The organism is Pseudomonas sp. NPDC088444, assembly GCF_044900175.1.
Classification (GTDB): Bacteria; Pseudomonadota; Gammaproteobacteria; order Pseudomonadales; family Pseudomonadaceae; genus Aquipseudomonas.
On record NZ_JBJDNK010000004.1, the window covers coordinates 407,731 to 430,005 of the forward strand.

General features: G+C 61.2%; 23 protein-coding genes and 1 pseudogene. 9 read left to right on the forward strand and 15 right to left on the reverse strand.

Annotated features, from left to right (window positions below):
• Nucleotides 1-100: 100 nt before the first annotated feature.
• The 12 genes from ACI2KB_RS10980 to nrdR form a co-directional block, all read right to left on the reverse strand.
• Nucleotides 101-886, reverse strand: coding sequence for a cobalamin-binding protein (locus ACI2KB_RS10980; protein ID WP_404634289.1), 786 nt, complete (start codon nt 884-886; stop codon nt 101-103).
• Nucleotides 886-1,308: an MFS transporter gene (locus tag ACI2KB_RS10985; RefSeq protein WP_404634291.1), complete on the reverse strand. Its 423-nt coding sequence runs from the start codon at nt 1,306-1,308 to the stop codon at nt 886-888. Before ACI2KB_RS10985 ends, ACI2KB_RS10980 begins: the two co-directional genes overlap by 1 nt.
• Nucleotides 1,305-1,922, reverse strand: a complete 618-nt coding sequence (gene ribA / locus ACI2KB_RS10990) for a GTP cyclohydrolase II (protein WP_404634293.1) — start codon at nt 1,920-1,922, stop codon at nt 1,305-1,307. Before ribA ends, ACI2KB_RS10985 begins: the two co-directional genes overlap by 4 nt.
• A gap of 111 nt (nt 1,923-2,033) precedes the next feature.
• On the reverse strand, nt 2,034-2,810 hold the full coding sequence (locus ACI2KB_RS10995) for a substrate-binding periplasmic protein (protein ID WP_404634295.1): 777 nt from the start codon (nt 2,808-2,810) through the stop codon (nt 2,034-2,036).
• Between the two features lie 25 nt (nt 2,811-2,835).
• Nucleotides 2,836-3,345: a phosphatidylglycerophosphatase A gene (locus tag ACI2KB_RS11000; RefSeq protein WP_404634297.1), complete on the reverse strand. Its 510-nt coding sequence runs from the start codon at nt 3,343-3,345 to the stop codon at nt 2,836-2,838.
• Complete coding sequence (gene thiL, locus ACI2KB_RS11005) at nt 3,342-4,307, reverse strand: thiamine-phosphate kinase (RefSeq protein WP_404634371.1); 966 nt, start codon at nt 4,305-4,307, stop codon at nt 3,342-3,344. Before thiL ends, ACI2KB_RS11000 begins: the two co-directional genes overlap by 4 nt.
• Nucleotides 4,308-4,344: 37 nt before the next feature.
• Complete coding sequence (nusB, locus tag ACI2KB_RS11010) at nt 4,345-4,845, reverse strand: transcription antitermination factor NusB (RefSeq protein ID WP_404634299.1); 501 nt, start codon at nt 4,843-4,845, stop codon at nt 4,345-4,347.
• Complete coding sequence (ribE, locus tag ACI2KB_RS11015) at nt 4,842-5,318, reverse strand: 6,7-dimethyl-8-ribityllumazine synthase (protein WP_108239524.1); 477 nt, start codon at nt 5,316-5,318, stop codon at nt 4,842-4,844. Before ribE ends, nusB begins: the two co-directional genes overlap by 4 nt.
• Nucleotides 5,319-5,453: 135 nt before the next feature.
• On the reverse strand, nt 5,454-6,545 hold the full coding sequence (ribBA, locus tag ACI2KB_RS11020) for a bifunctional 3,4-dihydroxy-2-butanone-4-phosphate synthase/GTP cyclohydrolase II (protein ID WP_404634301.1): 1,092 nt from the start codon (nt 6,543-6,545) through the stop codon (nt 5,454-5,456).
• A gap of 17 nt (nt 6,546-6,562) precedes the next feature.
• The gene (locus ACI2KB_RS11025; protein WP_062384719.1) at nt 6,563-7,234 is read right to left on the reverse strand and encodes a riboflavin synthase; all 672 of its coding nucleotides are present in this window, start codon (nt 7,232-7,234) and stop codon (nt 6,563-6,565) included.
• A gap of 46 nt (nt 7,235-7,280) precedes the next feature.
• Nucleotides 7,281-8,420, reverse strand: coding sequence for a bifunctional diaminohydroxyphosphoribosylaminopyrimidine deaminase/5-amino-6-(5-phosphoribosylamino)uracil reductase RibD (gene ribD, locus ACI2KB_RS11030; protein ID WP_404634303.1), 1,140 nt, complete (start codon nt 8,418-8,420; stop codon nt 7,281-7,283).
• Nucleotides 8,421-8,422: 2 nt separating this feature from the next.
• Nucleotides 8,423-8,887 (reverse strand): transcriptional regulator NrdR, encoded by a 465-nt coding sequence (gene nrdR / locus ACI2KB_RS11035; protein ID WP_167362104.1) that lies wholly within the window; start codon nt 8,885-8,887, stop codon nt 8,423-8,425.
• A 160-nt stretch (nt 8,888-9,047) separates the two neighbouring features.
• On the opposite strand from nrdR, the gene ACI2KB_RS11040 reads away from it, so the two are divergent.
• From ACI2KB_RS11040 to trxA, 3 genes are all read left to right on the forward strand, one after another.
• Entirely contained in the window at nt 9,048-9,500 is a 453-nt protein-coding gene (locus ACI2KB_RS11040) for a YbaY family lipoprotein (protein ID WP_404634305.1), read from the forward strand.
• Complete coding sequence (locus tag ACI2KB_RS11045; protein ID WP_404634307.1) at nt 9,497-10,150, forward strand: class I SAM-dependent methyltransferase; 654 nt, start codon at nt 9,497-9,499, stop codon at nt 10,148-10,150. Before ACI2KB_RS11040 ends, ACI2KB_RS11045 begins: the two co-directional genes overlap by 4 nt.
• A gap of 112 nt (nt 10,151-10,262) precedes the next feature.
• Nucleotides 10,263-11,135 (forward strand): thioredoxin, encoded by an 873-nt coding sequence (gene trxA / locus ACI2KB_RS11050; protein WP_404634309.1) that lies wholly within the window; start codon nt 10,263-10,265, stop codon nt 11,133-11,135.
• A 144-nt stretch (nt 11,136-11,279) separates the two neighbouring features.
• On the opposite strand, the gene ACI2KB_RS11055 is transcribed toward trxA, so the two are convergent.
• The gene (locus ACI2KB_RS11055) at nt 11,280-11,633 is read right to left on the reverse strand and encodes a hypothetical protein (RefSeq protein WP_404634311.1); all 354 of its coding nucleotides are present in this window, start codon (nt 11,631-11,633) and stop codon (nt 11,280-11,282) included.
• Nucleotides 11,634-11,782: 149 nt separating this feature from the next.
• Between ACI2KB_RS11055 and ACI2KB_RS11060 the strand changes: the two genes are divergently transcribed.
• From ACI2KB_RS11060 to ACI2KB_RS11080, 5 genes and pseudogenes are all read left to right on the forward strand, one after another.
• Complete coding sequence (locus ACI2KB_RS11060; protein WP_404634313.1) at nt 11,783-12,358, forward strand: DUF2796 domain-containing protein; 576 nt, start codon at nt 11,783-11,785, stop codon at nt 12,356-12,358.
• Nucleotides 12,359-12,360: 2 nt separating this feature from the next.
• Nucleotides 12,361-13,070 (forward strand): annotated as a pseudogene (locus tag ACI2KB_RS11065) (ABC transporter ATP-binding protein); the annotation flags it as partial.
• A gap of 2 nt (nt 13,071-13,072) precedes the next feature.
• Nucleotides 13,073-14,338: an ABC transporter permease gene (locus ACI2KB_RS11070; protein ID WP_404634315.1), complete on the forward strand. Its 1,266-nt coding sequence runs from the start codon at nt 13,073-13,075 to the stop codon at nt 14,336-14,338.
• An 11-nt stretch (nt 14,339-14,349) separates the two neighbouring features.
• Nucleotides 14,350-14,871 carry a DUF3299 domain-containing protein gene (locus ACI2KB_RS11075; RefSeq protein WP_404634317.1) on the forward strand — a complete coding sequence of 174 codons (522 nt, stop codon included), beginning with the start codon at nt 14,350-14,352 and terminating at the stop codon, nt 14,869-14,871.
• A gap of 225 nt (nt 14,872-15,096) precedes the next feature.
• Nucleotides 15,097-15,783 (forward strand): OmpW family outer membrane protein, encoded by a 687-nt coding sequence (locus tag ACI2KB_RS11080; RefSeq protein WP_404634319.1) that lies wholly within the window; start codon nt 15,097-15,099, stop codon nt 15,781-15,783.
• 151 nt (nt 15,784-15,934) lie between these two features.
• Here the strand turns inward: ACI2KB_RS11080 and ACI2KB_RS11085 are convergent, their stop codons facing one another.
• Together ACI2KB_RS11085 and ACI2KB_RS11090 are read right to left on the reverse strand one after the other, a co-directional pair.
• A complete protein-coding gene (locus tag ACI2KB_RS11085) occupies nt 15,935-16,864 on the reverse strand; it encodes an NAD-dependent epimerase/dehydratase family protein (RefSeq protein WP_404634321.1) in 930 nt (309 codons plus the stop codon).
• Nucleotides 16,857-17,741: a sugar nucleotide-binding protein gene (locus ACI2KB_RS11090; protein ID WP_404634323.1), complete on the reverse strand. Its 885-nt coding sequence runs from the start codon at nt 17,739-17,741 to the stop codon at nt 16,857-16,859. Before ACI2KB_RS11090 ends, ACI2KB_RS11085 begins: the two co-directional genes overlap by 8 nt.
• 158 nt (nt 17,742-17,899) lie before the next feature.
• On the opposite strand from ACI2KB_RS11090, the gene ACI2KB_RS11095 reads away from it, so the two are divergent.
• The gene (locus tag ACI2KB_RS11095) at nt 17,900-22,204 is read left to right on the forward strand and encodes a DNA glycosylase AlkZ-like family protein (protein WP_404634325.1); all 4,305 of its coding nucleotides are present in this window, start codon (nt 17,900-17,902) and stop codon (nt 22,202-22,204) included.
• Nucleotides 22,205-22,275 lie beyond the last annotated feature (71 nt).

Genomic DNA, 22,275 nt, shown 5'->3' on the forward strand with positions numbered 1-22,275 from the left:
GGCGAATGCAGAGGGTCAGACACCGCAGCGGTGAATGATATGCCATATTCGCCAGCAAGCCGGCTCCCACGCCCTTTCGGGCAGAATCAAAAGCGGCGCATCAGCGATCAGGGGATAAGGTTTCACACAGCCTGGCCACCGCCTCGATCATCTGCCCACTCGGCCGCTCTATGCCTTTATCCGGCACCACCAACAGACGGGCCTTCAGTGACGGCCAGGCTTTCCAGACAGCGAGTTGAGATGCCGCCCCCGCCACGATCACGTCAGGATTGCGCTGTAACACTGATTCAAGGCTGACCTGCGGCGCAGGCTGACTCAGGTCGGCAAATACGTTGCGCGCCCCACACACGGCCAGAGCATCGCTGATGATCTGCCCGCCACCCACGGTGTACAGCGGCTGATCCCAGACCTGATAAAACACACTGATCGGCACATCCTGGTGATAGCGCTTTCGCAATTCGCTCAGGCGTTGACGAAACACCCCAGCCACCTGCCGCCCCCGCTCGGCACGCCCTAGCCGTTCGCCAATCTGCTCAATCTGATCAGCCAACTGGGCCAGCGAGTGCGGCTCGGCGATAAAGGTCGGGATGTTCAGACGCTGCAACTGGTCACGCTGGGAAGCGCTGACACTGCCCGGCCAAAGCAACAACAGATCCGGGCGCAAGCTCAGCAGGCGCTCCATTTCCAGTTGTCCGTAACGCCCCACTGACATCAATGCTGCTGCACCAGAGGGACGATCGCCGCCATCCAGCACACCGACCAACAGATCGGCAGCATCCAGTTCAACCACGATTTCGGTCAGGGAAGGCGCAAGGCTGATGACACGTTCAGCCGCGCTGGTGTGCCAGACGGTGAACGACAGCAGGCAGGCGATCAGCCGACGCATCAAGCCAACTGGCGAGGGATGCGATACAGGTACAGAAGGACGACGCTGGACAGCGCCAACAACGCGAGCGCTACAGCTTCGAGATTCGCGAGCACCGCCAGCGCCGCTATCCAGGCGGGCAATCCTGCTGCCAGAAACGCCATGCGCCGGTCAGCGGCCAGTTTGAGCCACGCAGCAGGTTCTTCAGGGGTATTGAGGGCCTTGCCGGTGGCCAGCAGTGAGCGCTTGTAGACGCCGAACGGTTTGAGGCTGACGAACATCGAGGCGATGCCCGCGATGAACAGGGGCATGGCGAACACCGACGGGCTGGCCGCTTCGTCGCTGCCGAAAAACATGCAGACCACCAGCAGCGGCGCCAGCGTCAATGCCAGTTGCCGCCACCATGCCAGCGCCAGACGACGGCGCACATTGCCCCGTGTCACGCGGGATCGACCTCGCTTTGATGTTCGTTGCCCATCATGTGTCCGAGCTTGCCTGCCTTGGTCGCCAAGTAGAGCTTGTTGTGCGGGTTCTGACCCGTGTGCAGCGGCACCCGCTCGGCGACCTTGATGCCCATGTCGGTCAGGGCTTTGACTTTGCGCGGGTTGTTGGTCATCAGGCGCAGCGATTTGACGCCCAGATGCTCCAGCATCGGCAGGCAAATCCCGTAGTCACGCTGGTCGGCGGCAAAGCCCAGACGCTCGTTCGCTTCAACGGTGTCTGCACCGCCGTCCTGCAATTCATAGGCGCGGATCTTGTTCATCAGGCCAATACCGCGCCCTTCCTGGCGCAGATACAACAGCACGCCACGACCTTCAGCGGCAATGGCGCGCAAGGCGGCTTCGAGCTGAGAGCCGCAATCGCAGCGCTGGCTGAATAATGCATCGCCGGTCAGGCATTCGGAATGCACGCGGCCCAGTACCGGCGCACCGTCCGAGACATCACCCAGGCTGAGAACAACGTGTTCACGACCGGTTTCCTGCTCCAGAAAACCGTTCATTTTGAAAGTGGCAAAAGGGGTAGGCAGCTTGGAAGCCGCGACAAATACGACGGGCACCGTGTGCTCCTGATCAGTATGAGGACTGGAATTTAGCAAGGCCGCATTGTAACAGCAGGTTCTGGCAGACGCTTAGGCTGAATTGTCGGCCATTCAGATCAGGAAGTTTGATCATTGCCTGACCCCTGTCTTGCTCGGACCATCGTCTGCATCGAACGGATAAGGCTGCTTCCAGTGAGCGAAGACGGGTCGCAGCTTGCCTGAGTGCACCAATTGCGCCACGCGCTGATCGAACAAGTCCCGCAGAAAGCGACCTCGCGCGTTGTCGGCAAAGCTTAGGTACAGCGGGATCGCCATCAAATAGGTCTTGCGAAAGCGCTGAGGCTCTTTGGTTTGAGCGAGGATGAAATCCACTTCCGGCTTGGCGTCGATGTACAGGTCGGCACGGCCATGGTCGAGCATCGTCAGGATATGATCGCGCCGCGCCACCTCATTGAAGTGAACCACATTGGGCAGGTATTGCTGGAAGTCGTAACCGCGCACCCAGGCCAGCCGATAACTGCCCAGAGACTTGAGCGTCGGTGCAGGATTGGAAGCCGGCCCCAGCGCATAGATCTCGTCGGTGTCGTAGTGCCATTTCGGGTAGAGCGTGCCTTCGACCTCATTCTCATAGGCCCCCACCCAGGCATCTGCTTCGCCACGCTGCACCAGACCGACGGCGCGAGTGTAAGGCTCGATCCGCGACGCGACCTTGATACCGGCAGGCTCGAAGATTTCCCGCATCAGGTCCCACCCCAGCCCCGTGCCGTCCGCCTCGGTATAGGCGTTCCATTGCTCGCTGACGAGGACGATGTCGGTCGGTTTTTCGGGCGAAGGCTCGGGATGTGCCAAATCGTCGGCCGCACAAAAGCCTGCGATCAGCATCGACAGGCCCAGCAGCCAATTCATCCCCACGCGCCCCATCGGTCGTTTCCTAAATGACGCCCCACACCCAGACTAGACCCTGCATCGCCAACCACGCAAAGACACCGGCCAAAACGTCATCGAGCATGATGCCGACGCCGCCGTGGACGTGTTTGTCGACCCAGTGGATGGGCCAGGGTTTGAGGATGTCGAAGAAGCGGAACATCAGAAAGCCCGCCAGCAGCCAGCCCCATCCCTCGGGCACCAGCCACAGCGTGATCCACATGCCGACCATTTCATCCCAGACGATGCCTTCGTGGTCATGCACGCGCAGGTCGTCCGCCACTTTGCCGCACAGCCAGAAACCGAACAGCATGGTGATGCCCAGCATCAACCAGTAGCCCCAATCCGGCAGCATCTGCCACAACGGGATGAACGGCACGGCGACCATTGACCCCCAAGTGCCCGGCGCCTTGGGCAAAGTACCCGAGCCGAAACCGAACGCCAGGAAATGCCAGGGGTTGGTCCACACCGATGGCGGAACGTTTTCCGCCGGGACCTGATTAGGATGATCTGTCACCGTGTCTCCCGAAAATGTTGGTAACCCCGAGTCAAAGGCGTGACGTCGCGCCCTTGCTCGTCGATCAATACCACGCCCCGCCCGTCGACCACCTGGCCGATCACGAAAACGGGCCAGCCCGCCTCGACGAGCTCAGCCAGGCATGATGCCGGGAGCGTGAAGGCCAGTCTGTAGTCGTCGCCGCCACTGAGTGCCGCATTCAGCGCCTCGTCAGCATCGAAAAACGCTCGCAGCGCGTCAGACATTGGCACTTTGTCGCGTTCAATTCGCAAGCCTACGCCCGAAGCCGTTGCAATATGCCCACAATCGGCCAACAGCCCGTCGGAGATATCCAGCGACGAGGTCGCCTTGCCCCGCAGCGCCATGCCCAGTTCAAGTTGAGGCTGTGGCGACCAGTAGCGCGCCAGCAGGGCCTGTGTGGTAGACGCCTCGGCACTGCGCTGGTTCAACACCAGCGGCAGCGCACCGGCACCATCGCCCAAAGGCCCGCCAACGCACAGCAGATCACCCGGTTTCGCACCGCTACGCGTCATCGCCAGCCCGATGGGGACCGAGCCGAACACCGTGACCGTCAGGCTCAGCGGCCCACGGGTGGTGTCGCCGCCAATCAGGCGCATCGAGCAGCCTTGAGCCATCTCGTTCAAGCCACGGGCGAACGCTTCCAGCCAGGCGGCGGAAACTTCAGGCAGGGTCAAGGCAAGGGTGAATGCGAGGGGGCTGGCGCCCATGGCCGCCAGATCGCTGGCGGAAACACCAAGGGCACGCTGGCCCAGCAGGAAAGGATCGCAGGCGTCGGGGAAATGCACCCCGGCAACCAGCGTGTCGGTGGAAATCGCCAATTGCTCGCCAGCAGCCACCGACAACAGGGCGCAGTCGTCGCCGATCCCCAATGCGACACCTTCGCCAGGCTGCGCACAGGGCGCAGCGGCGAAGTAGTTGCGGATCAGTTCGAACTCGCCCATGGCGTCAAGCACTCAAGGTTCTGGACAGCCAGACGCCTTAGCGCTTGTTGGCCTTGACTTCAGCATCGCGCAGACGCGGTGCCAGCTTGTCGAGTACGCCGTTGACGAACTTGTGGCCGTCGGTCGAACCGTAGACTTTCGCCAGTTCGATGCCTTCGTTGATGACCACGCGGTACGGCACGTCGATGCGCTTGAGCAGCTCGTAGGTCGAGAGGCGCAGAACCGCCAGCTCAACCGGGTCCAGCTCTTCAAGGGCCAGATCCAGGCAAGGCTTGAGCGCAGTGTCGACTTCGGTCTTGCTGGCGGCCACGCCGTGCAGCAGTTCGCGGAAGTACACGCCGTCAACGTCGGTGAAGTCGTTGTCGACACGGAATTGCGCTTCGATTTCGTTCAGCGAGTGACCTGCCATGTGCCATTGGTAAAGGGCCTGAGTGGCGAGGCCACGGGCCGCGCGACGCTTTTCGCTCTTCGATGGCTTGCCGGCATCGGCCGGGCGAGGTTCACGCGGGTTGAACTGATCGCTGTCGTCGTTAATCACTTGGCCTCCAACTGCGCCAACAGGCTGACCATCTCAAGGGCGGAGAGCGCAGCTTCGGCGCCTTTGTTACCGGCCTTGGTGCCGGAACGTTCGATGGCTTGTTCGATGGAGTCAACGGTCAGTACGCCGAAGGCGACCGGCACGCCGAATTCCATGGAGACTTGGGCCAGGCCTTTGGTGCATTCACCGGCCACGTATTCGAAGTGCGGAGTGCCACCACGGATCACGGCGCCCAGAGCGATGATCGCGGCGTATTCGCTGCGTTGAGCGACTTTCTGCACGACCAGCGGGATTTCGAACGCACCCGGTGCGCGGATGATGGTGATGTCGCTTTCGCTCACGCCATGGCGAACCAGGGCATCAACGGCACCGCTCACCAGGCTTTCCACGACGAAGCTGTTGAAACGGCCAACCACCAGGGCGTAGCGACCTTGTGGGGCGATGAAGGTACCTTCGATGGTCTTCAGGGTCATTCGGCTGAGTCTCGTAATTAAAGAGCAAGCGCGCATCAGGCGCGCGCTTTCAGGGATTTTAGGCCACGAATCGGCGACCGCAGGAACAAAAACCGGGAAAACACGGGGCTTTCACGGCGGCTGACCTGCCGGTCTTTATTCGGAGGGCACGTATTCTACAACTTCCAGATCGAAACCGGATATCGCGTTGAACTTCATTGGCGAACTCATGAGGCGCATTTTGCGAACGCCCAGGTCGCGCAGGATCTGCGAACCGGCGCCGACCGTGCTGTACGTGGTCGGTGTTTTAACCGGTGCGGCACCTGCGGTTTCCCGCACATGGGCCAACACCGCATCGCCATCCAGCGGATGTCCCAGCAACAGAACGACACCGCTGCCCGCCTCGGACACAGCAGCCATGGCGGCGCGCAGGCTCCAGCGGCCAGGTTGCTTGACCATCAACAGGTCGCGCAGCGGGTCCATGTTGTGGACGCGTACCAGGGTAGGTTCTTCCGCACACACCTTGCCCAAGGTCAGGGCCAAGTGAACGTCGCCTTCGACGGAATCTCGGTAGGTCACCAGGTTGAACTGGCCCTGTTCGGTATCCAAAGGCTGCTCGGCAATCCGCTGAACGGTACGTTCGTGGATCATTCGGTAATGAATCAGGTCGGCGATGGTGCCGATCTTGATGTTGTGCTCGGCGGCAAACGCTTCCAGTTCAGGGCGACGGGACATGGTGCCGTCGTCGTTCATGACTTCACAGATCACACCGGTTGGCTCGAAACCGGCCATGCGCGCCAGATCGCACGCAGCTTCGGTGTGGCCGGCGCGGGACAGCGTGCCACCGGCCTGAGCCATCAGCGGGAAGATGTGACCGGGGCTGACGATGTCTTCAGCTTTCGCATCCTTCGCGGCAGCGGCCTGAACAGTGCGCGCACGGTCGGCAGCGGAAATACCAGTGGTCACACCTTCGGCGGCCTCGATGGACACGGTGAATTTGGTGCCGAAACCCGAACCGTTGCGTGGTGCCATCAGTGGCAGTTTCAGGGTTTCACAACGCTCGCGGGTCATCGGCATGCAGATCAGGCCGCGGGCATAACGCGCCATGAAGTTGATGTGCTCAGCCTTGACGCACTCGGAGGCCATGATCAGATCGCCTTCGTTCTCGCGATCTTCGTCATCCATGAGGATGACCATCTTGCCTTGGCGAATGTCTTCCACCAGTTCTTCGATGCTATTGAGCGCCACGCGGCACCCCCTTCAATTCAGGATTTGAGGTAGCCGTTGGCGGCCAGAAAGCTTTCAGTGATGGTGCCGCCCTGGGCAGGCGTCGGGTCGGCGGCCTTGTCACCGAGCAGCAAGCGCTCCAGGTAACGTGCCAGCAGGTCCACTTCCAGGTTGATCTTACGGCCCGGGCGGTAGTCGCCCATGATGGTTTCGGCCAGCGTGTGCGGCACGATGGTCAGCTCGAACTCGGCGCCATTGACGGCGTTCACGGTCAGGCTGGTGCCGTCGACGGTGATCGAGCCTTTGTGCGAAATGTACTTGGCCAACTCGCGTGGAGCGCGCATGCGGAACTGGATCGCACGGGCGTTCTCTTCGCGGGACAGGACTTCGCCGACGCCGTCGACGTGACCGCTGACCAGATGGCCGCCCAGGCGGGTGGTCGGGGTCAGAGCTTTTTCAAGATTGACGCGGCTGCCGGTCTTCAGATCGACGAAGGCCGTCACGTCGAGGGTTTCGCGGCTGACGTCAGCCCAGAAACCGTCGCCTGGCAGCTCAACGGCGGTCAGACACACGCCGTTGACCGCGATGCTGTCGCCGAGTTTGACGTCAGACAGGTCGAGCTTGCCGGTCTCTACATAAACGCGGACATCGCCGCCTTTGGGAGTGATGGCGCGGATGCTGCCGATGGATTCGATGATGCCGGTAAACATGGGTCCTCCAGGAGAACAGGGCCAGCGCTGAAAGCGAAAGCCGGAATTATACGCTCGCGCTCGGCGTCGGAATTGCAATAACGCGCCAGTCATTACCGATTGCGCGCATTTCGACGATTTTCAGCTCCAGCGACTCGCTCATTTGCGCCAGCGGCAAATCCAGCAATGGACGTGCAGAAGAGCCCATGAACTTGCCTGCGACGAAAATCTGAAATTCATCGACCAGCCCCAACCGCGTGAATGCGCCCGCCAGCTTGGGACCCGCTTCGACCAGTACGTCGTTGACACCACGGGCAGCCAGCTCAACCAGCAATTTACGCAGATCGACATGGCCACCGCTGCTCGGCAACGCCAGCAATTCATGGCCTTCGGCGGTGTAGCGCTCACGCGCGGAAGCGGCGGCACAGGTGGCGACCAGCGCGCTGCCCGCCTTGAAAAACGGCGCATCCAGCGGCACGCGCAAACGGCCATCGATCAGCACGCGCAATGGCGGGCGGGTAACAGCCAGCGCAGTGAGTTCTGCGTTCAGGCCCAACTCGTCAGGGCGCACGGTCAAACGAGCATCGTCGGCCAGCACGGTGTCAGCGCCGGTCAGCACCACACTCGACTGCGCCCGCAGACGTTGCACCGCCGAGCGCGCTTCAGGGCCTGTGATCCACTGGCTCTCGCCGCTGGCCATGGCCGTGCGGCCGTCGAGGCTCATCGCCAATTTGACCCGCACGTAAGGCAGGCCATGTTCCATGCGTTTGAGAAAACCTTTGTTGAGCGCCCGCGCTTCGCTTTCCAGCACGCCGCTCTGCACCGCAATCCCGGCGCTCATCAGGCGCAACAAACCGCGCCCGGCGACATCGGGGTTGGGGTCCTGCATCGCCGCAACCACACGACCGACACCGGCATTCACCAGCGCATCGGCGCATGGCGGGGTGCGGCCGTGATGGCTGCACGGTTCAAGAGTGACGTAAGCGGTGGCACTTTTTGCCTTGTCGCCTGCCTGACGCAGCGCGTGGACTTCGGCATGAGGCTCGCCCGCCCGCACGTGCCAACCTTCACCGACAACTTCACCATCACGCACGATGACGCAGCCCACCCGTGGATTTGGGTGCGTCGAGTAGACGCCCTTGCGCGCCAGTTCCAGCGCTCGCGCCATGTAGAAGGCGTCGAGCACACTTTGCTCTGTGGAGGGCATGCTCACTCTTTAACCGGCTCGCGGGCCAGTCGGTCGATTTCTTCGCGGAATTCGTTGAGGTCCTGAAACCGCCGGTACACCGACGCAAAGCGGATGTAGGCCACTTCGTCGAGCTTTTGCAACTCGGCCATGACCAGTTCACCGACGATCAAGGATTTGACCTCGCGCTCGCCCGTCGCCCGCAGCTTGCTCTTGATGTGGGCCAGTGCCGCTTCCAGACGCTCGACGCTGACCGGGCGCTTTTCCAGTGCCCGCTGCATACCGGCGCGCAGCTTTTCTTCGTCGAAGGGCTGGCGGCTGCCGTCTTGCTTGATCAGCCGAGGCAGGACCAGTTCGGCGGTTTCAAACGTGGTGAAACGCTCGCCACAGGCCACGCATTCACGGCGACGGCGAACCTGATCGCCTTCAGCAACAAGGCGCGAATCGATGACTTTGGTGTCGTTGGCACCGCAAAAGGGACAGTGCATGGTGGCAGGCAACAAAAAAAGGGAGGGCCATGGTAGCGCATCCCGCTCGCAAGACAAGCCTCGACCTTTGAGGTATATAGACGCGCATTCAGGCAGCGAAAGCGCTCGCCCTCAGCGATACTGCGCCTGTCCCCGTTTCTGTTTTTTGCTGGAGCCGTTCATGACGCTACGTTTGCTTGCCGTATTCAGCCTGGTCGGCCTGCTTGCCGCCTGTAGCACCCCAGAACCGCCCAAGGCCACGGCCCCGGCCAAACCTGCACCGAACGCCATCAAGCTGCCAGAAGGCCCCGGCCCGCTGTTGCCTTATCAACGGGAAATCAGCGGCCAGTTGTTGGGCGTGCCTGCGGGCGCCGAGGTCGAGTTGGCGCTGCTGGTGATCGACGAGCGTAATCGCCCTCAGAAGCTGCTGAGCAGCACTAAGTTGACGGGCAACAACCAGTCGCTGCCGTTTCAGTTGCGCTTTAATCCCGAGGCCTTCCCCGAGGGGGCGCGGGTCGAGTTGCGTGGCCGCGCCAGCCAGTCCGGCCAGTTGATTCTGCATCTGCCTTCAGTGTTGATTGCACGACCTGACACCCAATCGGTGGGGCAACTGCAACTTTTCAAAATGCCATGACGCCTCCGTTTCATCTGCAATCGGCGTTGAGCGACCTGCTGGGCGATGCCCGGCTGGTTGCCGAGCCGTTGCCAGGTGCCGATCTCAAACTGTGGCTGATCGATGCGGACAACATGGATCGCGCTTTCAGCCCTGAAGAGACCCGGCGCATCCTCGAAGAGCCACCTTACTGGAGCTTTTGTTGGGCCAGTGGTCTGGCACTGGCGCGGTTTCTGGCTGAGAACCCGCATTGGGTCGAGGGCAAACGGGTACTGGATTTTGGCGCAGGCTCCGGCGTGGCAGGCATTGCAGCGATGAAGGCCGGAGCACTGGAGGTGGTGGCCTGTGATCTTGACCCTGTCGCCATTGCGGCGTGCAAAGCGAATGCGCAGCTCAACGGTGTCACGCTCAGTTACTCAACGGACTTTTTTGCAGAAGATGATCGCTTCGATCTGATTCTGGTGGCCGACGTGCTCTACGACCGCGCCAACCTGCCGCTGCTGGATCAGTTTCTGACACGCGGGAAAGAGGCATTGGTGGCTGACTCCCGGGTTCGCGATTTCCAGCACCCGGATTATCAGCGATTGGGGATTCTCGAAGCGCTCACCCTGCCGGATCTGGCGGAGCCGTGGGAGTTTCGCAAAGTCAGCCTGTATCACGCGATGCGATAGAACGCGCACTTCTCACCCGGCCGTATTGCGACAGGTCATTACCACACCCGCTTCCGGCAATGGCCGCCGCCCTTTATAGTTGGCGCCATTGAGCCTTTTTTCGAGACGTGTGATGAGCCAGGAAACGCCGTACATCTTCGATGTGACCACTGCCACTTTCGATCAGTTGGTCATCGAGAATTCCTTTCACAAACCCGTGCTGGTGGACTTCTGGGCAGAATGGTGCGCGCCGTGCAAGGTGCTGATGCCGTTGCTCAAGCAAATCGCCGAGAGCTACCAGGGTGAGTTGTTGCTGGCCAAGGTCGATTGCGATGCCGAGCAGGAAATCGTCGGGCGATTCGGTATTCGCAGCCTGCCAACCGTAGTGCTGTTCAAGGATGGCCAGCCAGTGGACGGTTTCGCCGGTGCTCAGCCCGAGTCCGAAATCCGCAAGCTGCTCGAACCCCATGTGCAAATGCCACCGCCTGCCGAAGCCGATCCGTTGAAGACGGCTCAGGCAATGTTCGCCGAGAGCCACTTCGCCGAAGCCGAAGCCGTTCTGCAAACGATTCTGAGCGAGGACAACACTAACGCCGCTGCGCTGATTCTGTACGCACGCTGCCTGGCTGAGCGTGGCGAATTGATGGAAGCCCGCACAGTGCTGGACGCAGTCAAAGGTGACGAACACAAAGCCGCATTGGCGGGCGCGAAGGCCCAACTGACGTTCCTCGGTGAGGCGAAAGCCTTGCCGGATGCTGCCGAACTGAAATCCCGTCTGGCGCAAAATCCGCAAGACGATGAAGCGGCCTATCAACTGGCGATCCAGCAGTTGTCCCGCCAGCAATATGATGCGGCGCTGGAGGGCTTGCTCAAGTTGTTCAGCCGTAATCGCAGCTACAACGAAGGCCAGCCGCACAAGACGCTGCTGCAGGTGTTTGACCTGCTGGGTAACGACCATCCGCTGGTGACGACGTACCGTCGCAAGTTGTTTGCGGCGTTGTACTAACGCCACGATTGGACGCCTAACCACATCCCTCTGTGGGAGCGAATTCACTCGCGAAAATCGTACAGCCGATAGAGATATTTCGGATGTGCCACCGCCTCGCGAATGAATTCGCTCCCACAGAAGATTGCGTTTCTGCCCTGAAAATCACTCCACCCAGTAATACTCCGGCGCATCGCCATGGCTTTCGACCCTGACGTTGGCGCTATGGCGCATGCGCACCATCAGGCGCTTGCCTGCCGCTGTACTCCCTGCCAGCCCTTCCAGTTGCCCCAGCAGGTCCGGCCCGCTCATGTGCCCGGCTTTGCGCAGCAAATCCTGCGCGATATCCCACGCTGCGTCGTTGCGAGCGGCGGCTGGTTTCGCCACTGCCCCGGTTTCTGGCTGGCTGCTCTGTGGCTGAACGTTTAAATGCATACCCAGCTTCGCCCAGTCGCTGTCATCCATTTCCACAGTCAGATCCACCGGCAGATCGCCGACGGTTCCACGAATTCGCAACATGATGTCTGTCCTCTGTTTGGCGATGTGACATGCTCCCACAACCCCTGTGCCCACTCCTACAGCGAAGTGCGTGGCAAAAATTTAAGAAACGCAGCGAGACATTGTTATAAGATCACATAACAACTTCTAATCCCTCCCGGAGCTTCCCCATGCGTCGTCTGCTACTCGCCTTGCCTTTCGCTCTGCTTCCCCTCGCCATCGCCCATGCCGCCGACGAACATGATCACGATCATGAACACGGCAGCCTGGGCGCGCATGTGCACGGGGTTGCGCGTCTGGACATGGCGCTGGACGGCCGTACGCTGGAGTTCGAGCTGGACAGCCCGGCCATGAACATCGTCGGCTTCGAACACGCCGCCACCACCGACGCCGACAAAATGAAGCTGGCGCTGGCCCGCGAAAGTCTGCTCAAGCCGCACGGCCTGTTCAGCATCCCTGAGGCCGCGGGTTGCTCGGTCACCAAAGCCAAGCTGGAAAGCCCGCTGTTCGGTGACAAGGACGATGACCACGACGACGGCGATGCCGACGAGCATGAACACGAGCACAGCGAGATCCACGGTCACTACCAGTTCAACTGCACCACACCCGCTGTCCTGAACAAACTGGACCTGACCCAACTGTTCACCACGTTTCCGGCCACTCAGACCATCCAGGTCCAGTTGGTGACGCCGAAGCGCCAGATGGGCGCTGAAGTGCGTCCGAGCAATCCGGTCGTCAAGTTCTGAACATGGCTCACGCTCTGATCGAACTCTCCGAATTGGGCTTCGCCTGGCCGGGTCATGCGCCGTTGCTGGATATTCCGGCGTTTCGCCTGGAGCCGGGCGAGACGCTGTTTCTCAAAGGCCCCAGCGGGAGTGGCAAAACCACGTTGCTGGGCTTGTTGGGTGGGGTGCAGAAGCCCAATCGCGGCAGCATTCGGTTGCTCGGCCAGGAGCTGACCCAGCTCTCGGCTAGCGCCCGGGATCGCTTTCGCGTTGACCACACGGGTTACATCTTCCAGCAGTTCAACTTGCTGCCGTTTCTTTCGGTGCAGGAAAACGTCGAACTGCCCTGTCACTTCTCGAAGCTGCGTGCTGAACGGGCCACACAACGTCACGGCAGTGTCGATCAGGCCGCCGTAACGCTGCTCGCCCACTTGGGTTTGAAAGACCAGCAACTGCTGGAACGCCGTGCCGATTCGCTTTCCATCGGCCAGCAACAACGGGTTGCCGCTGCACGTGCGCTAATTGGTCAGCCCGAGCTGGTGATCGCTGACGAACCGACCTCGGCGCTGGATGCCGATGCGCGGGAAGCCTTCATCCATCTGCTGTTCGCTGAGTGCCGCGAGGCCGGTGCCAGCTTGTTGTTCGTCAGCCACGATCAAAGCCTGGCGCCGCTGTTCGACCGCAATCTGTCGCTGGCCGAACTCAACCGCGCCGCCATCGCCCCCGAGGTTTGAGATGTATCTTCTTCGCCTGGCGCTGGCCAGCCTCGCCAACCGCCGCTTCACCGCGTTTCTCACGGCCTTCGCCATCGCCCTCTCCGTCTGCCTGTTGCTGGCCGTGGAACGGATGCGCACCGAAGCGCGCGCCAGTTTCGCCAGCACCATCAGCGGCACCGACCTGATCGTCGGCGCCCGCTCCGGCTCGGTGAACCTGCTGCTGTATTCGGTGTTCCGTATCGGCAACGCCACCAACAACATTCGCTGGGACAGCTTCGAACATTTCGCCAACAGCAAACAGGTGAAGTGGGCGATCCCGATTTCGTTGGGCGACAGCCATCGCGGTTATCGGGTGATGGGCACCAACGAATCGTATTTCGAGCATTACCAGTACGGCCGCCAGCAGCATCTGGAAATCGCCGATGGTCGTCCGTTCGCCACAGACCCGTTCGAAGTGGTGCTCGGCGCCGAAGTGGCCGAAGCGCTGCATTACAAACTCGGCGACAAGCTGGTACTGGCCCACGGCGTGGCAACGGTGAGCCTGGTCAAGCACGATGACAAGCCATTCACCGTCGTCGGTATTCTCAAGCGTACCGGCACCCCGGTGGACCGCACGCTGCACATCAGCCTAGGCGGTATGGAAGCGATTCACATCGACTGGCACAACGGCGTTCCGGCGCAAGGTGCAGGCCGCATCAGCGCGGATCAGGCACGCAACATGGACCTGACGCCCACGCAGATCACCGCCTTCATGCTGGGCCTTAACAGCAAGATTTCCACCTTCGCGCTGCAACGGGAGATCAACGAATTCCGCGGCGAGCCGATGCTGGCGATTCTGCCGGGCGTGGCCTTGCAGGAACTGTGGAGCCTGATGGGTACGGCGGAAAAAGCGCTGTTCGTGATTTCGCTGTTCGTGGTCCTGACCGGCCTGATCGGCATGTTGACGGCGATTCTGACCAGCCTCAACGAGCGCCGCCGGGAGATGGCCATTCTGCGCTCGGTGGGCGCACGGCCTTGGCACGTCGCGAGCCTGCTGATCCTCGAAGCCTTCGCCCTGGCGTTCGCGGGCGCAGTCACCGGTCTGGCGCTGCTGTACATCGGCATCGCGTCGGCTCAGGGTTACGTGCAGGCCAATTACGGGCTGTACTTGCCGCTGTCGCTGCCGAGCGCTTATGAATGGACACTGCTGGGGGGCATTCTCGGCGCCGCGCTGCTGATGGGCACAGTGCCCGCCTGGCGCGCGTACCGTCAGTCGCTGGCCGATGGCCTGTCGATTCGTTTGTGAGGGGTGGGGTGATGCGCAGGTGGTGGCTGGTGTTGGCGGTGTTGTTCGCAAGTGCGTCGTGGGCGCAGGACCTGCGCGTACTGACGTGGCAGGAAATGATCCCGCCTGATGCGCCGCCTGTGAAGCTGGTGACAGCACCGATTCACGACCTGTCGAAAATGGCGGACACCTTGTCGATGGAGTCCGCACCCGCCGCGCATCAACTCGCCCCCCATGCCCCGGTGGTGAAGTCGCTGGATGGGCAGATGGTGCGTCTGCCGGGTTACATCGTGCCGCTGGAAGTCAGCGAAGAAGGCCGCGTGACCGACTTCCTGCTGGTGCCGTATTTCGGCGCCTGTATCCACGTCCCACCACCCCCGCCGAACCAAATCGTCCACGTCACCAGCGAGCTGGGCGTCAAGGTCGACGAACTGTATCAGCCGTACTGGATCGAAGGGCCGATGCAGGTCAAATCCACCACCACGGACCTGGCCGACGCCGGGTATCAGATGGAGGCGGACAAAATTCTGATTTATGAGCTTCCCGATCAGTAGCTAGAGATGTTCCTCAGCCGTCCTCCCTCATCGCGAGCAAGCTCACTCCTACATTGATCGCATTCCCCTGTAGGAGTGAGCCTGCTCGCGATGACGATATTCCAGGCAAAGAAGTTCAGCGTTTCGACTCGTCGATCAGCTTTTCATTGAGCTGCATCAAATAACCGCATCTGCACTGTTCGTAACATGGGGGCATCCCTTTTAAACGCCCTTACGGAGCCCCCCATGAACAAGTACCTGCTCGGCGCATCGTGCCTTGCACTCGCCTTTGGCATTCCCGTTGCCGCTCAAGCTCACCAGGCCGGTGACATCATCGTTCGCGCCGGGGCCGCGACCACCGCTCCGAATGAAGACAGCGGCAATCTGAAGTTCGACGGCGTCAAAGCGCCAGGCACCAAGGCAACGTTGGACAGTGACACCCAACTGGGCCTGACCTTCGCCTACATGCTGACCGACCACGTCGGCGTCGAACTGCTGGCTGCGACCCCGTTCCAGCACACCGTCGCGTTGAAGGGCCTGGGCGCCGGTCTGGATGGGAAGCTGGCAGACGTCAAGCAACTGCCGCCGACGCTGTCGTTGCAGTACTACCCGATGGACGCCAACTCCAAGTTCCAGCCGTACGCGGGCCTGGGCGTCAACTACACCTGGTTCTACGACGAAGACCTGAGCAGCAATCGCAAAGGCCAGGGTATGAGCAATCTGAGCCTGAAAAACTCGTGGGGCTGGGCCGGTCAGGTGGGTATGGATTACATGCTGACCGACAAGATCATGGTCAACGCCGCCGTGTGGTACGTGGACATCGACACCCAAGCCACACTGGACGGCCCTTCGGCACTGGGCGTGGGCCGCACCAAAGTCAACGTCGATGTCGATCCGTGGGTGTACATGGTCGGTTTCGGTTACAAATTCTGATCGCCTCACCACCAAACGGACGCGATTACTGTGGGAGTCGGCTGGCTGCGGGCGGCTCCCACAGGGAAAGCGTTACCAGCAACAAATACCGCGCCAGAAACAACACGCATGAAAAGGCCCCGATCATCGGGGCCTTTTTGCGTTTCAGTGATCAGCGCCCCAGCAGACGCGCCAACCCGAGATTTAACGGCGTCGGTTGCGGCACGTTGAACCGCGCCAGCAAGCGTTGATTGTCTGCCCGAGAGTGTTTGATATCCCCCGAGCGCGCAGGCAAATAACTCACAGGCGGTAATTTACCCACCACCTGACCGAACGCAGTCAGCAGTTCATTCAACGATGTAGTGGCATTGAGGCCCACGTTGATCGCCCCCTCTTCAACCGCAGGCTTTTCCAGCCCTTGCACCACGATGTCGACCAGGTCTTCAACGTAGAAGAAGTCCCGCGTCTGCTCGCCGTCGCCAAACACCGAAATCGGCAGGCCCTTCTCGGCACGCTCGGCAAAAATGCTGATCACGCCTGAGTAGGGCGACGACGGGTCTTGCCGCGGCCCGAAAATATTGAAGAAACGAAAGATCACCGGCTCCAGCGCGTGCTGACGGCGGTAGAAATCCAGGTAGTACTCGCTGGCCAACTTGTCCGAAGCGTAGGGGGTCAACGGCGCTTTCGGGGTGTCTTCGGTGATGGCCTGGCCTTCGCCGTTATTGCCATACACCGCTGCGCTGGACGCAAACACCACGCGTTTGATCCCCGCCTGACGCATCGCTTCACAGACATTCAACGTGCCGATGAAATTGCTCTGATGCGTCTTGACCGGGTCGTCCACCGACGCCTGCACCGAGGCCACAGCCGCCAGATGCGCGACCGCCTGACATCCCGCTGCCGCATGCGCCACCAGCGCAGCGTCCGCAACGTCACCCACAATCAACTCGACCCGAGGATTGTCCAGAGGCAGGTTGCTGCGTTTACCGGCGGACAGATCATCGAGTACGCGCACCGCGTAACCCTTGGCGAGCAGTGCGTCGACCAGGTGCGAGCCGATGAAACCGGCACCGCCGGTGATGAGGACAGGAGCATCAGACATGACGGTAATAGCGGTCCAATAAGCTGGGCAAACCGGCACGCCATGCGCGGGGCTTGATACCAAAGGTGTGAAGGATTTTCTTGCACGTGAGCACGGCGTTCTGTGGCTCATCGGCAGCATCAGGGCTCGCGGCATGGGCCTGAGCGGTGGGCGCTTCGATCGCCAGTTGCCGCATCAGCCGTGCTTCGGTCAACACCGCCTGCCCCAGCGCCAGCGGCGTGGTGGCTTCGTGACCGGCGTAATGATACGTGCCCCACAGCGGAGCGGCGCAATCGAGCTGTTTGAGTACCGAAATGATCACCCGCGCCGCGTCATCGACCGGCGTCGGATTGCCACGGCGGTCATCCGCCAGAAACAGCTCTCCCGCTGTTTCAGCACGAGTGAGGAAACGCCCGAGCACGCCATCGGCGCTGTCATCGAGCAGCCAACCGAAGCGCACCAGCACATGCTGCGGGCACGTTGCACGCACGCTTTGCTCGATGCGCCACAGCGCCTGACCACGTACGCCCAGCGGCACAGGCTCGTCTTTTTCACTGTACGCAGTGGCCCGCGAGCCATCGAACACGCGATAGCTGGAAGGTTGAACCAGAATGATGTTGTGGTGCTGGCACAGCTCAGCCAGACGCTCGACAGAGCGTTCCTGGGCATCCAGCCGCTCTGCGCTCACGCTCTGCGACTGAAACCAGTCGTAGTAATAAGCAAGGTTGATCAAAGCATCCGGGCGGGTGTCATCGAGCAGTTGCGTCAGGCTTGCCGCATCCCAACCGTCTTGCGGTGGACGCGGTGCGAGGAAACCAATGTCCTCCTCGGCACCCAGACGGATCAACGCCTGCCCAAGGGCATTCCCGCCGCCCAACAGCATAAGGCGCATTCGCATAGAGTCAGCAGGCTCGGTCTTGGATTCAATTAGAAAAACAGGTGAAAAACGGTCGCAAACATAACACGTCCTGTGGATAAGCCCCAAGGGGTGTACGGGTACGGCTTGCCGATCACCGGGCCTTGCATCTGCTGCGCAGCGCCCGCATAAATTCAGTCATGAACCTTCCCCAGACTCCAGACCCGGTGCTTGACGCCTTTCACCCAGCCGTCAGCGCCTGGTTCAACGCCACGTTCCCGGCTGTGACCACCGCTCAAGCTCAAGCGTGGCCGCTGATCAAGCAGCGTCAATCCACGCTGATCGCTGCCCCCACCGGTTCGGGCAAGACCCTCACAGCGTTTCTGGCAGTGATCGACGACTTGGTGCACCAAGGCCTGGAAATGGGTGGGCAACTCCCCGATCAGACCTTTGTGGTCTACGTTTCGCCTCTCAAGGCGCTGTCCAATGACATCCAGATCAACCTTCAAAACCCACTGACCGGGATTACGGAACAGCTTGAAAACCGCGGCCTGCCAGGGCTGCACATCACCACCGCCGTGCGCACCGGCGACACCCTGCAGAAAGACCGTAACGCGATGCGCAAAACCGCGCCGCATATTCTGGTCACCACGCCCGAATCGCTGTACGTGCTGCTGGGTTCTGACTCAGGCCGACGCATGCTGTCGAACACGCACACCGTCATCGTGGATGAAATCCACGCCATCGCCGCCAGCAAACGCGGCAGCCATCTGGCCTTGAGCCTGGAGCGCCTGCAAGCATTGTGTGGCCAGCCGCTACTGCGGATTGGCCTTTCGGCAACGCAGAAACCCATCGAGCAGGTTTCACGCTTTCTGGCAGGCAGCGATCCGGTCAGTCGGCCCTGCGCCATCGTCGACATCGGCCATGCTCGCCCTCGCGATCTGACGATTGAAGTACCGCCCGTGCCGCTGACCGCCGTGATGGCCAATGATGTCTGGCAATTGGTCTACGACCGCCTCGCTGAACTGGCGCGGGAACATCGGACCACGCTGATTTTTGTCAACACGCGCCGCCTGGCCGAACGCATGGCGCGGCACCTGAGTGAGCGACTGGGCAAAGAGGCGGTCGCTGCCCATCACGGCAGTCTGGCCAAGGAACAGCGGCTGGACGCCGAGCAACGGCTCAAGCGGGGCGAATTGCAGGTGCTGATTGCCACGGCGTCGCTGGAACTGGGGATTGATATCGGCGATGTCGACCTGGTGTGTCAGATCAGTTCCCCACGCTCTATCGCCGCTTTTCTGCAACGTGTCGGACGCTCAGGCCACTACGTGGGCGGCACCCCGAAAGGCCGGTTGTTTGCCACCTCCCGGGACGACCTGATCGAGTGCGCCGCGCTGCTGGATTGCGTGCGTCGGGGCGAACTCGACACGTTGCTGATCCCCAAGGCTCCGCTGGACGTACTCGCCCAGCAGATCATCGCCGAGGTCAGTTGCCAGGAGTGGGAAGAGCAGGCGCTGCTGGACATGTTTCGCAAAGCTTCGCCCTACGCTGACGTGCACGAAAAGCACTATCACGCCTTGCTGGCCATGCTCGCCGAAGGCTACAGCGGACGACAGGGCGTGCGCGCCGCGTATCTACACCGCGATGCAGTCACGCGCACCCTGCGCGGGCGACGAGGCAGCAAGCTCACAGCGGTTACCAGCGGCGGGACGATTCCCGACAACGCCGACTACAGCGTGATCCTCGAACCTCAAGCGCTGAACATCGGGACAGTGAACGAAGACTTTGCGGTGGAAAGCATCGCGGGGGATATCTTTCAATTGGGCAATACGTCGTATCGAATTCTGCGCATCGAATCCGGCCGCGTGCGCGTGGAAGACGCCCAAGGCGCGCCGCCAAATATCCCGTTCTGGCTCGGCGAAGCGCCTGGGCGCAGCAACGAGTTGTCATTCGCGGTGGCGCGCTTGCAGGCTGACATCAGTCAGCGTTTAGACGAGCACCCCGGCCAGCTCAGGCCCTGTATTGATTGGCTGATGGACACACTGGGATTGGGGGCCGATAGCGCGGAACAGCTGGTGGAATACCTGGCGCGGGCGCACTCGGCTCTGGGGGCTTTGCCCTCTCAAGACACGCTCGTCATGGAGCGCTTTTTTGACGAATCCGGCGGCACGCAACTGGTCATCCACACCCCGTTCGGCAGCCGCATCAATCGCGCCTGGGGCCTGGCGCTGCGCAAACGCTTCTGCCGTACCTTCAACTTCGAATTGCAGGCGGCGGCCAGTGAAGATGCCATCGTCCTGTCGCTGTCCACCACCCACAGCTTCGCACTGGAGGAGGTCTGGCGTTATCTGCACGCCAACAGCGCTGAGCACATTTTGATTCAGGCGGTGCTCGATGCCCCATTGTTCGGCGTGCGCTGGCGCTGGAACGCAGGCGTGGCGCTTGCCCTGCCGCGTTATGCCGGAGGCCGCAAAGTCGCGCCCCAATTGCAGCGCATGAAGAGCGAAGACTTGATCGCCACGGTGTTCCCGGACCAAATCGCGTGCCTGGAAAATCTGGTCGGCGAGCGAGAAGTTCCCGACCATCCCCTCGTCGAGCAGACCCTTGACGATTGCCTGCACGAAGCCATGGACGCCGAAGGTTGGCTGACCTTGCTGCGGCGCATGGAAAAAGGCGAGGTACGCCTGATCAGCCGCGATTTGCCTGCCCCCTCTCCTCTGGCCGCCGAGATTCTCAACGCCAAGCCCTACAGTTTTCTAGACGATGCACCTTTGGAGGAACGACGCACACAAGCGGTCCTCAACCGTCGTTGGAGCGACCCGGAGTCGTCCGCTGATTTGGGCGCATTGGATGCCGAAGCCATTCTTGCGGTCGCCGAAGAGGCCTGGCCGCAACCACAGAGCCTGGACGAAATGCACGAAGCGTTGATGAGTCTGGGCTGCGTCAGCGGATTTGAAGCGCGCGATCAGAAAGGCTGGATGCAATGGCTGGAAAGCCTGGCCCGCTCGGGCCGCGCCACGCGGTTGCAGGTCTCGCCAGATCAGGCAATCTGGATCGCCCTTGAGCGCTTGTCCTGTCTACAGGCAATTTATCCCAGCGCGGAAATGCATCCACCGCTGACGGCGCTTCCAGGCTTCGACGAACAATGGAATGAAGAAGAAGCGCGAGTCGAACTGGTGCGTGCGCGTCTGAGCGGCTTTGGCCCGTTGACGGTCTCGGCTGTCGCTGAGCCGTTGGCCTTGTCGCCAACCGACATTGCACAAGCGCTGGCACAGCTGGAAAGCGAAGGCTACGTGCTCCGTGGCCGCTTCAGCCCCGGCGCCAGCGAAGAGCAATGGTGCGAACGACATTTGCTGTCACGCATTCATCGCTACACCGTCAAACGGCTGCGCAGGGAAATCGAGCCGGTATCGCTGCAGGACTTCGTGCGCTTCTTGTTCGATTGGCAACACCTGTCTGCGTCGACACAAAGTCAGGGCAAGGCCGCATTGCCCGAAGTGGTCGATCAACTGGAAGGCTACTCCGCGGCTGCGAGCGCGTGGGACAGCGAGATTCTTCCGGCGCGATTGAAGGACTATTCCTCACACTGGCTTGATGAGCTGTGTCGGTCTGGCAAAGTCGTGTGGATGCGCCTGACCAGCCGTAACAAAGTGAGCAATGCCGCGCTGAAGAGCACACCCATCGTGCTGTTGCCTCGTCCGCAGGTAAAACGATGGAGCGGCCTGACTGAACAGCCTGCGCCGACCGAGCTGTCGTTGCGTGCACAGCGGGTGCATGAGGTGCTGTCGACTCAGGGCGCGATGTTCTTCGATGAACTGACCAGCGAAGCGCACCTGTTGCGCACCGAACTGGAAAACGCACTACAGGAACTGGTCGGCGCCGGTCTGGTGAATGCCGACAGTTTTGCGGGATTACGTGCGTTGATCACTCCGGCCAGCAAGCGCGCCGCTCACACCAGTCGACGCAACCGAGGGGCGTTCATCGGCGGAATGGACGATGCGGGACGTTGGGCCTTGCTGCGTCGCGCCCCTGCCAATCCCTCTTCAAGACCCGATAGCGATACCCTGGAGCATGTCGCGATGGCCCTGTTGCGTCGTTACGGCGTAGTGTTCTGGCGCCTGCTGGAGCGCGAAGCGGACTGGCTGCCAAACTGGCGCGAATTGCTGCGAACGTTCCATCGGCTGGAAGCGCGTGGGGACATTCGAGGAGGAAGATTCATTGCAGGGTTGGCGGGCGAGCAATTCGCCTTGCCGGAGGCGATCCCGTTGCTGCGTGAAGTTCGCAAACGGCCGCTGGACGGGAGTCTGACAGGGGTCAGCGGCGTCGATCCCCTGAACCTGGCAGGCACATTGCTGCCCGGCGCAAAGGTCCCGGCAGTGGTCGGCAATCGGTTGGTATATCGCGACGGTGTGCCCATCGCAGCCATCATTGCGGGAAAACCGCAGTACTGGGGTGAGCTGGAAGCCGGTGTGATGTTGCAGGTGCGCGACCGGTTATTCAGATGACACTGATCGAATTTGTAGGAGCGCGCTTGCTCGCGAATACGTCGGCACATCCTGCATCGTTGGCGTCTGAT

What these genes read in the sequence shown, in the direction of transcription:
- ribE (WP_108239524.1), bottom strand. Translation starts at nt 5,318, where the DNA reads ATGACCCTGAAGACCATCGAAGGTACCTTCATCGCCCCACAAGGTCGC.
- ACI2KB_RS11080 (WP_404634319.1), top strand. Translation starts at nt 15,097, where the DNA reads ATGAACAAGTACCTGCTCGGCGCATCGTGCCTTGCACTCGCCTTTGGC.
- ACI2KB_RS11090 (WP_404634323.1), bottom strand. Translation starts at nt 17,741, where the DNA reads ATGCGAATGCGCCTTATGCTGTTGGGCGGCGGGAATGCCCTTGGGCAG.
- ACI2KB_RS11045 (WP_404634307.1), top strand. Translation starts at nt 9,497, where the DNA reads ATGACGCCTCCGTTTCATCTGCAATCGGCGTTGAGCGACCTGCTGGGC.
- ACI2KB_RS10980 (WP_404634289.1), bottom strand. Translation starts at nt 886, where the DNA reads ATGCGTCGGCTGATCGCCTGCCTGCTGTCGTTCACCGTCTGGCACACC.
- ACI2KB_RS11095 (WP_404634325.1), top strand. Translation starts at nt 17,900, where the DNA reads ATGAACCTTCCCCAGACTCCAGACCCGGTGCTTGACGCCTTTCACCCA.
- ACI2KB_RS11040 (WP_404634305.1), top strand. Translation starts at nt 9,048, where the DNA reads ATGACGCTACGTTTGCTTGCCGTATTCAGCCTGGTCGGCCTGCTTGCC.
- ACI2KB_RS11085 (WP_404634321.1), bottom strand. Translation starts at nt 16,864, where the DNA reads ATGTCTGATGCTCCTGTCCTCATCACCGGCGGTGCCGGTTTCATCGGC.
- thiL (WP_404634371.1), bottom strand. Translation starts at nt 4,307, where the DNA reads ATGGGCGAGTTCGAACTGATCCGCAACTACTTCGCCGCTGCGCCCTGT.
- ACI2KB_RS11075 (WP_404634317.1), top strand. Translation starts at nt 14,350, where the DNA reads ATGCGCAGGTGGTGGCTGGTGTTGGCGGTGTTGTTCGCAAGTGCGTCG.
- ACI2KB_RS11060 (WP_404634313.1), top strand. Translation starts at nt 11,783, where the DNA reads ATGCGTCGTCTGCTACTCGCCTTGCCTTTCGCTCTGCTTCCCCTCGCC.
- ACI2KB_RS10995 (WP_404634295.1), bottom strand. Translation starts at nt 2,810, where the DNA reads ATGAATTGGCTGCTGGGCCTGTCGATGCTGATCGCAGGCTTTTGTGCG.
- nrdR (WP_167362104.1), bottom strand. Translation starts at nt 8,887, where the DNA reads ATGCACTGTCCCTTTTGCGGTGCCAACGACACCAAAGTCATCGATTCG.
- ACI2KB_RS11055 (WP_404634311.1), bottom strand. Translation starts at nt 11,633, where the DNA reads ATGTTGCGAATTCGTGGAACCGTCGGCGATCTGCCGGTGGATCTGACT.
- ACI2KB_RS11025 (WP_062384719.1), bottom strand. Translation starts at nt 7,234, where the DNA reads ATGTTTACCGGCATCATCGAATCCATCGGCAGCATCCGCGCCATCACT.
- ribD (WP_404634303.1), bottom strand. Translation starts at nt 8,420, where the DNA reads ATGCCCTCCACAGAGCAAAGTGTGCTCGACGCCTTCTACATGGCGCGA.
- trxA (WP_404634309.1), top strand. Translation starts at nt 10,263, where the DNA reads ATGAGCCAGGAAACGCCGTACATCTTCGATGTGACCACTGCCACTTTC.
- ACI2KB_RS11070 (WP_404634315.1), top strand. Translation starts at nt 13,073, where the DNA reads ATGTATCTTCTTCGCCTGGCGCTGGCCAGCCTCGCCAACCGCCGCTTC.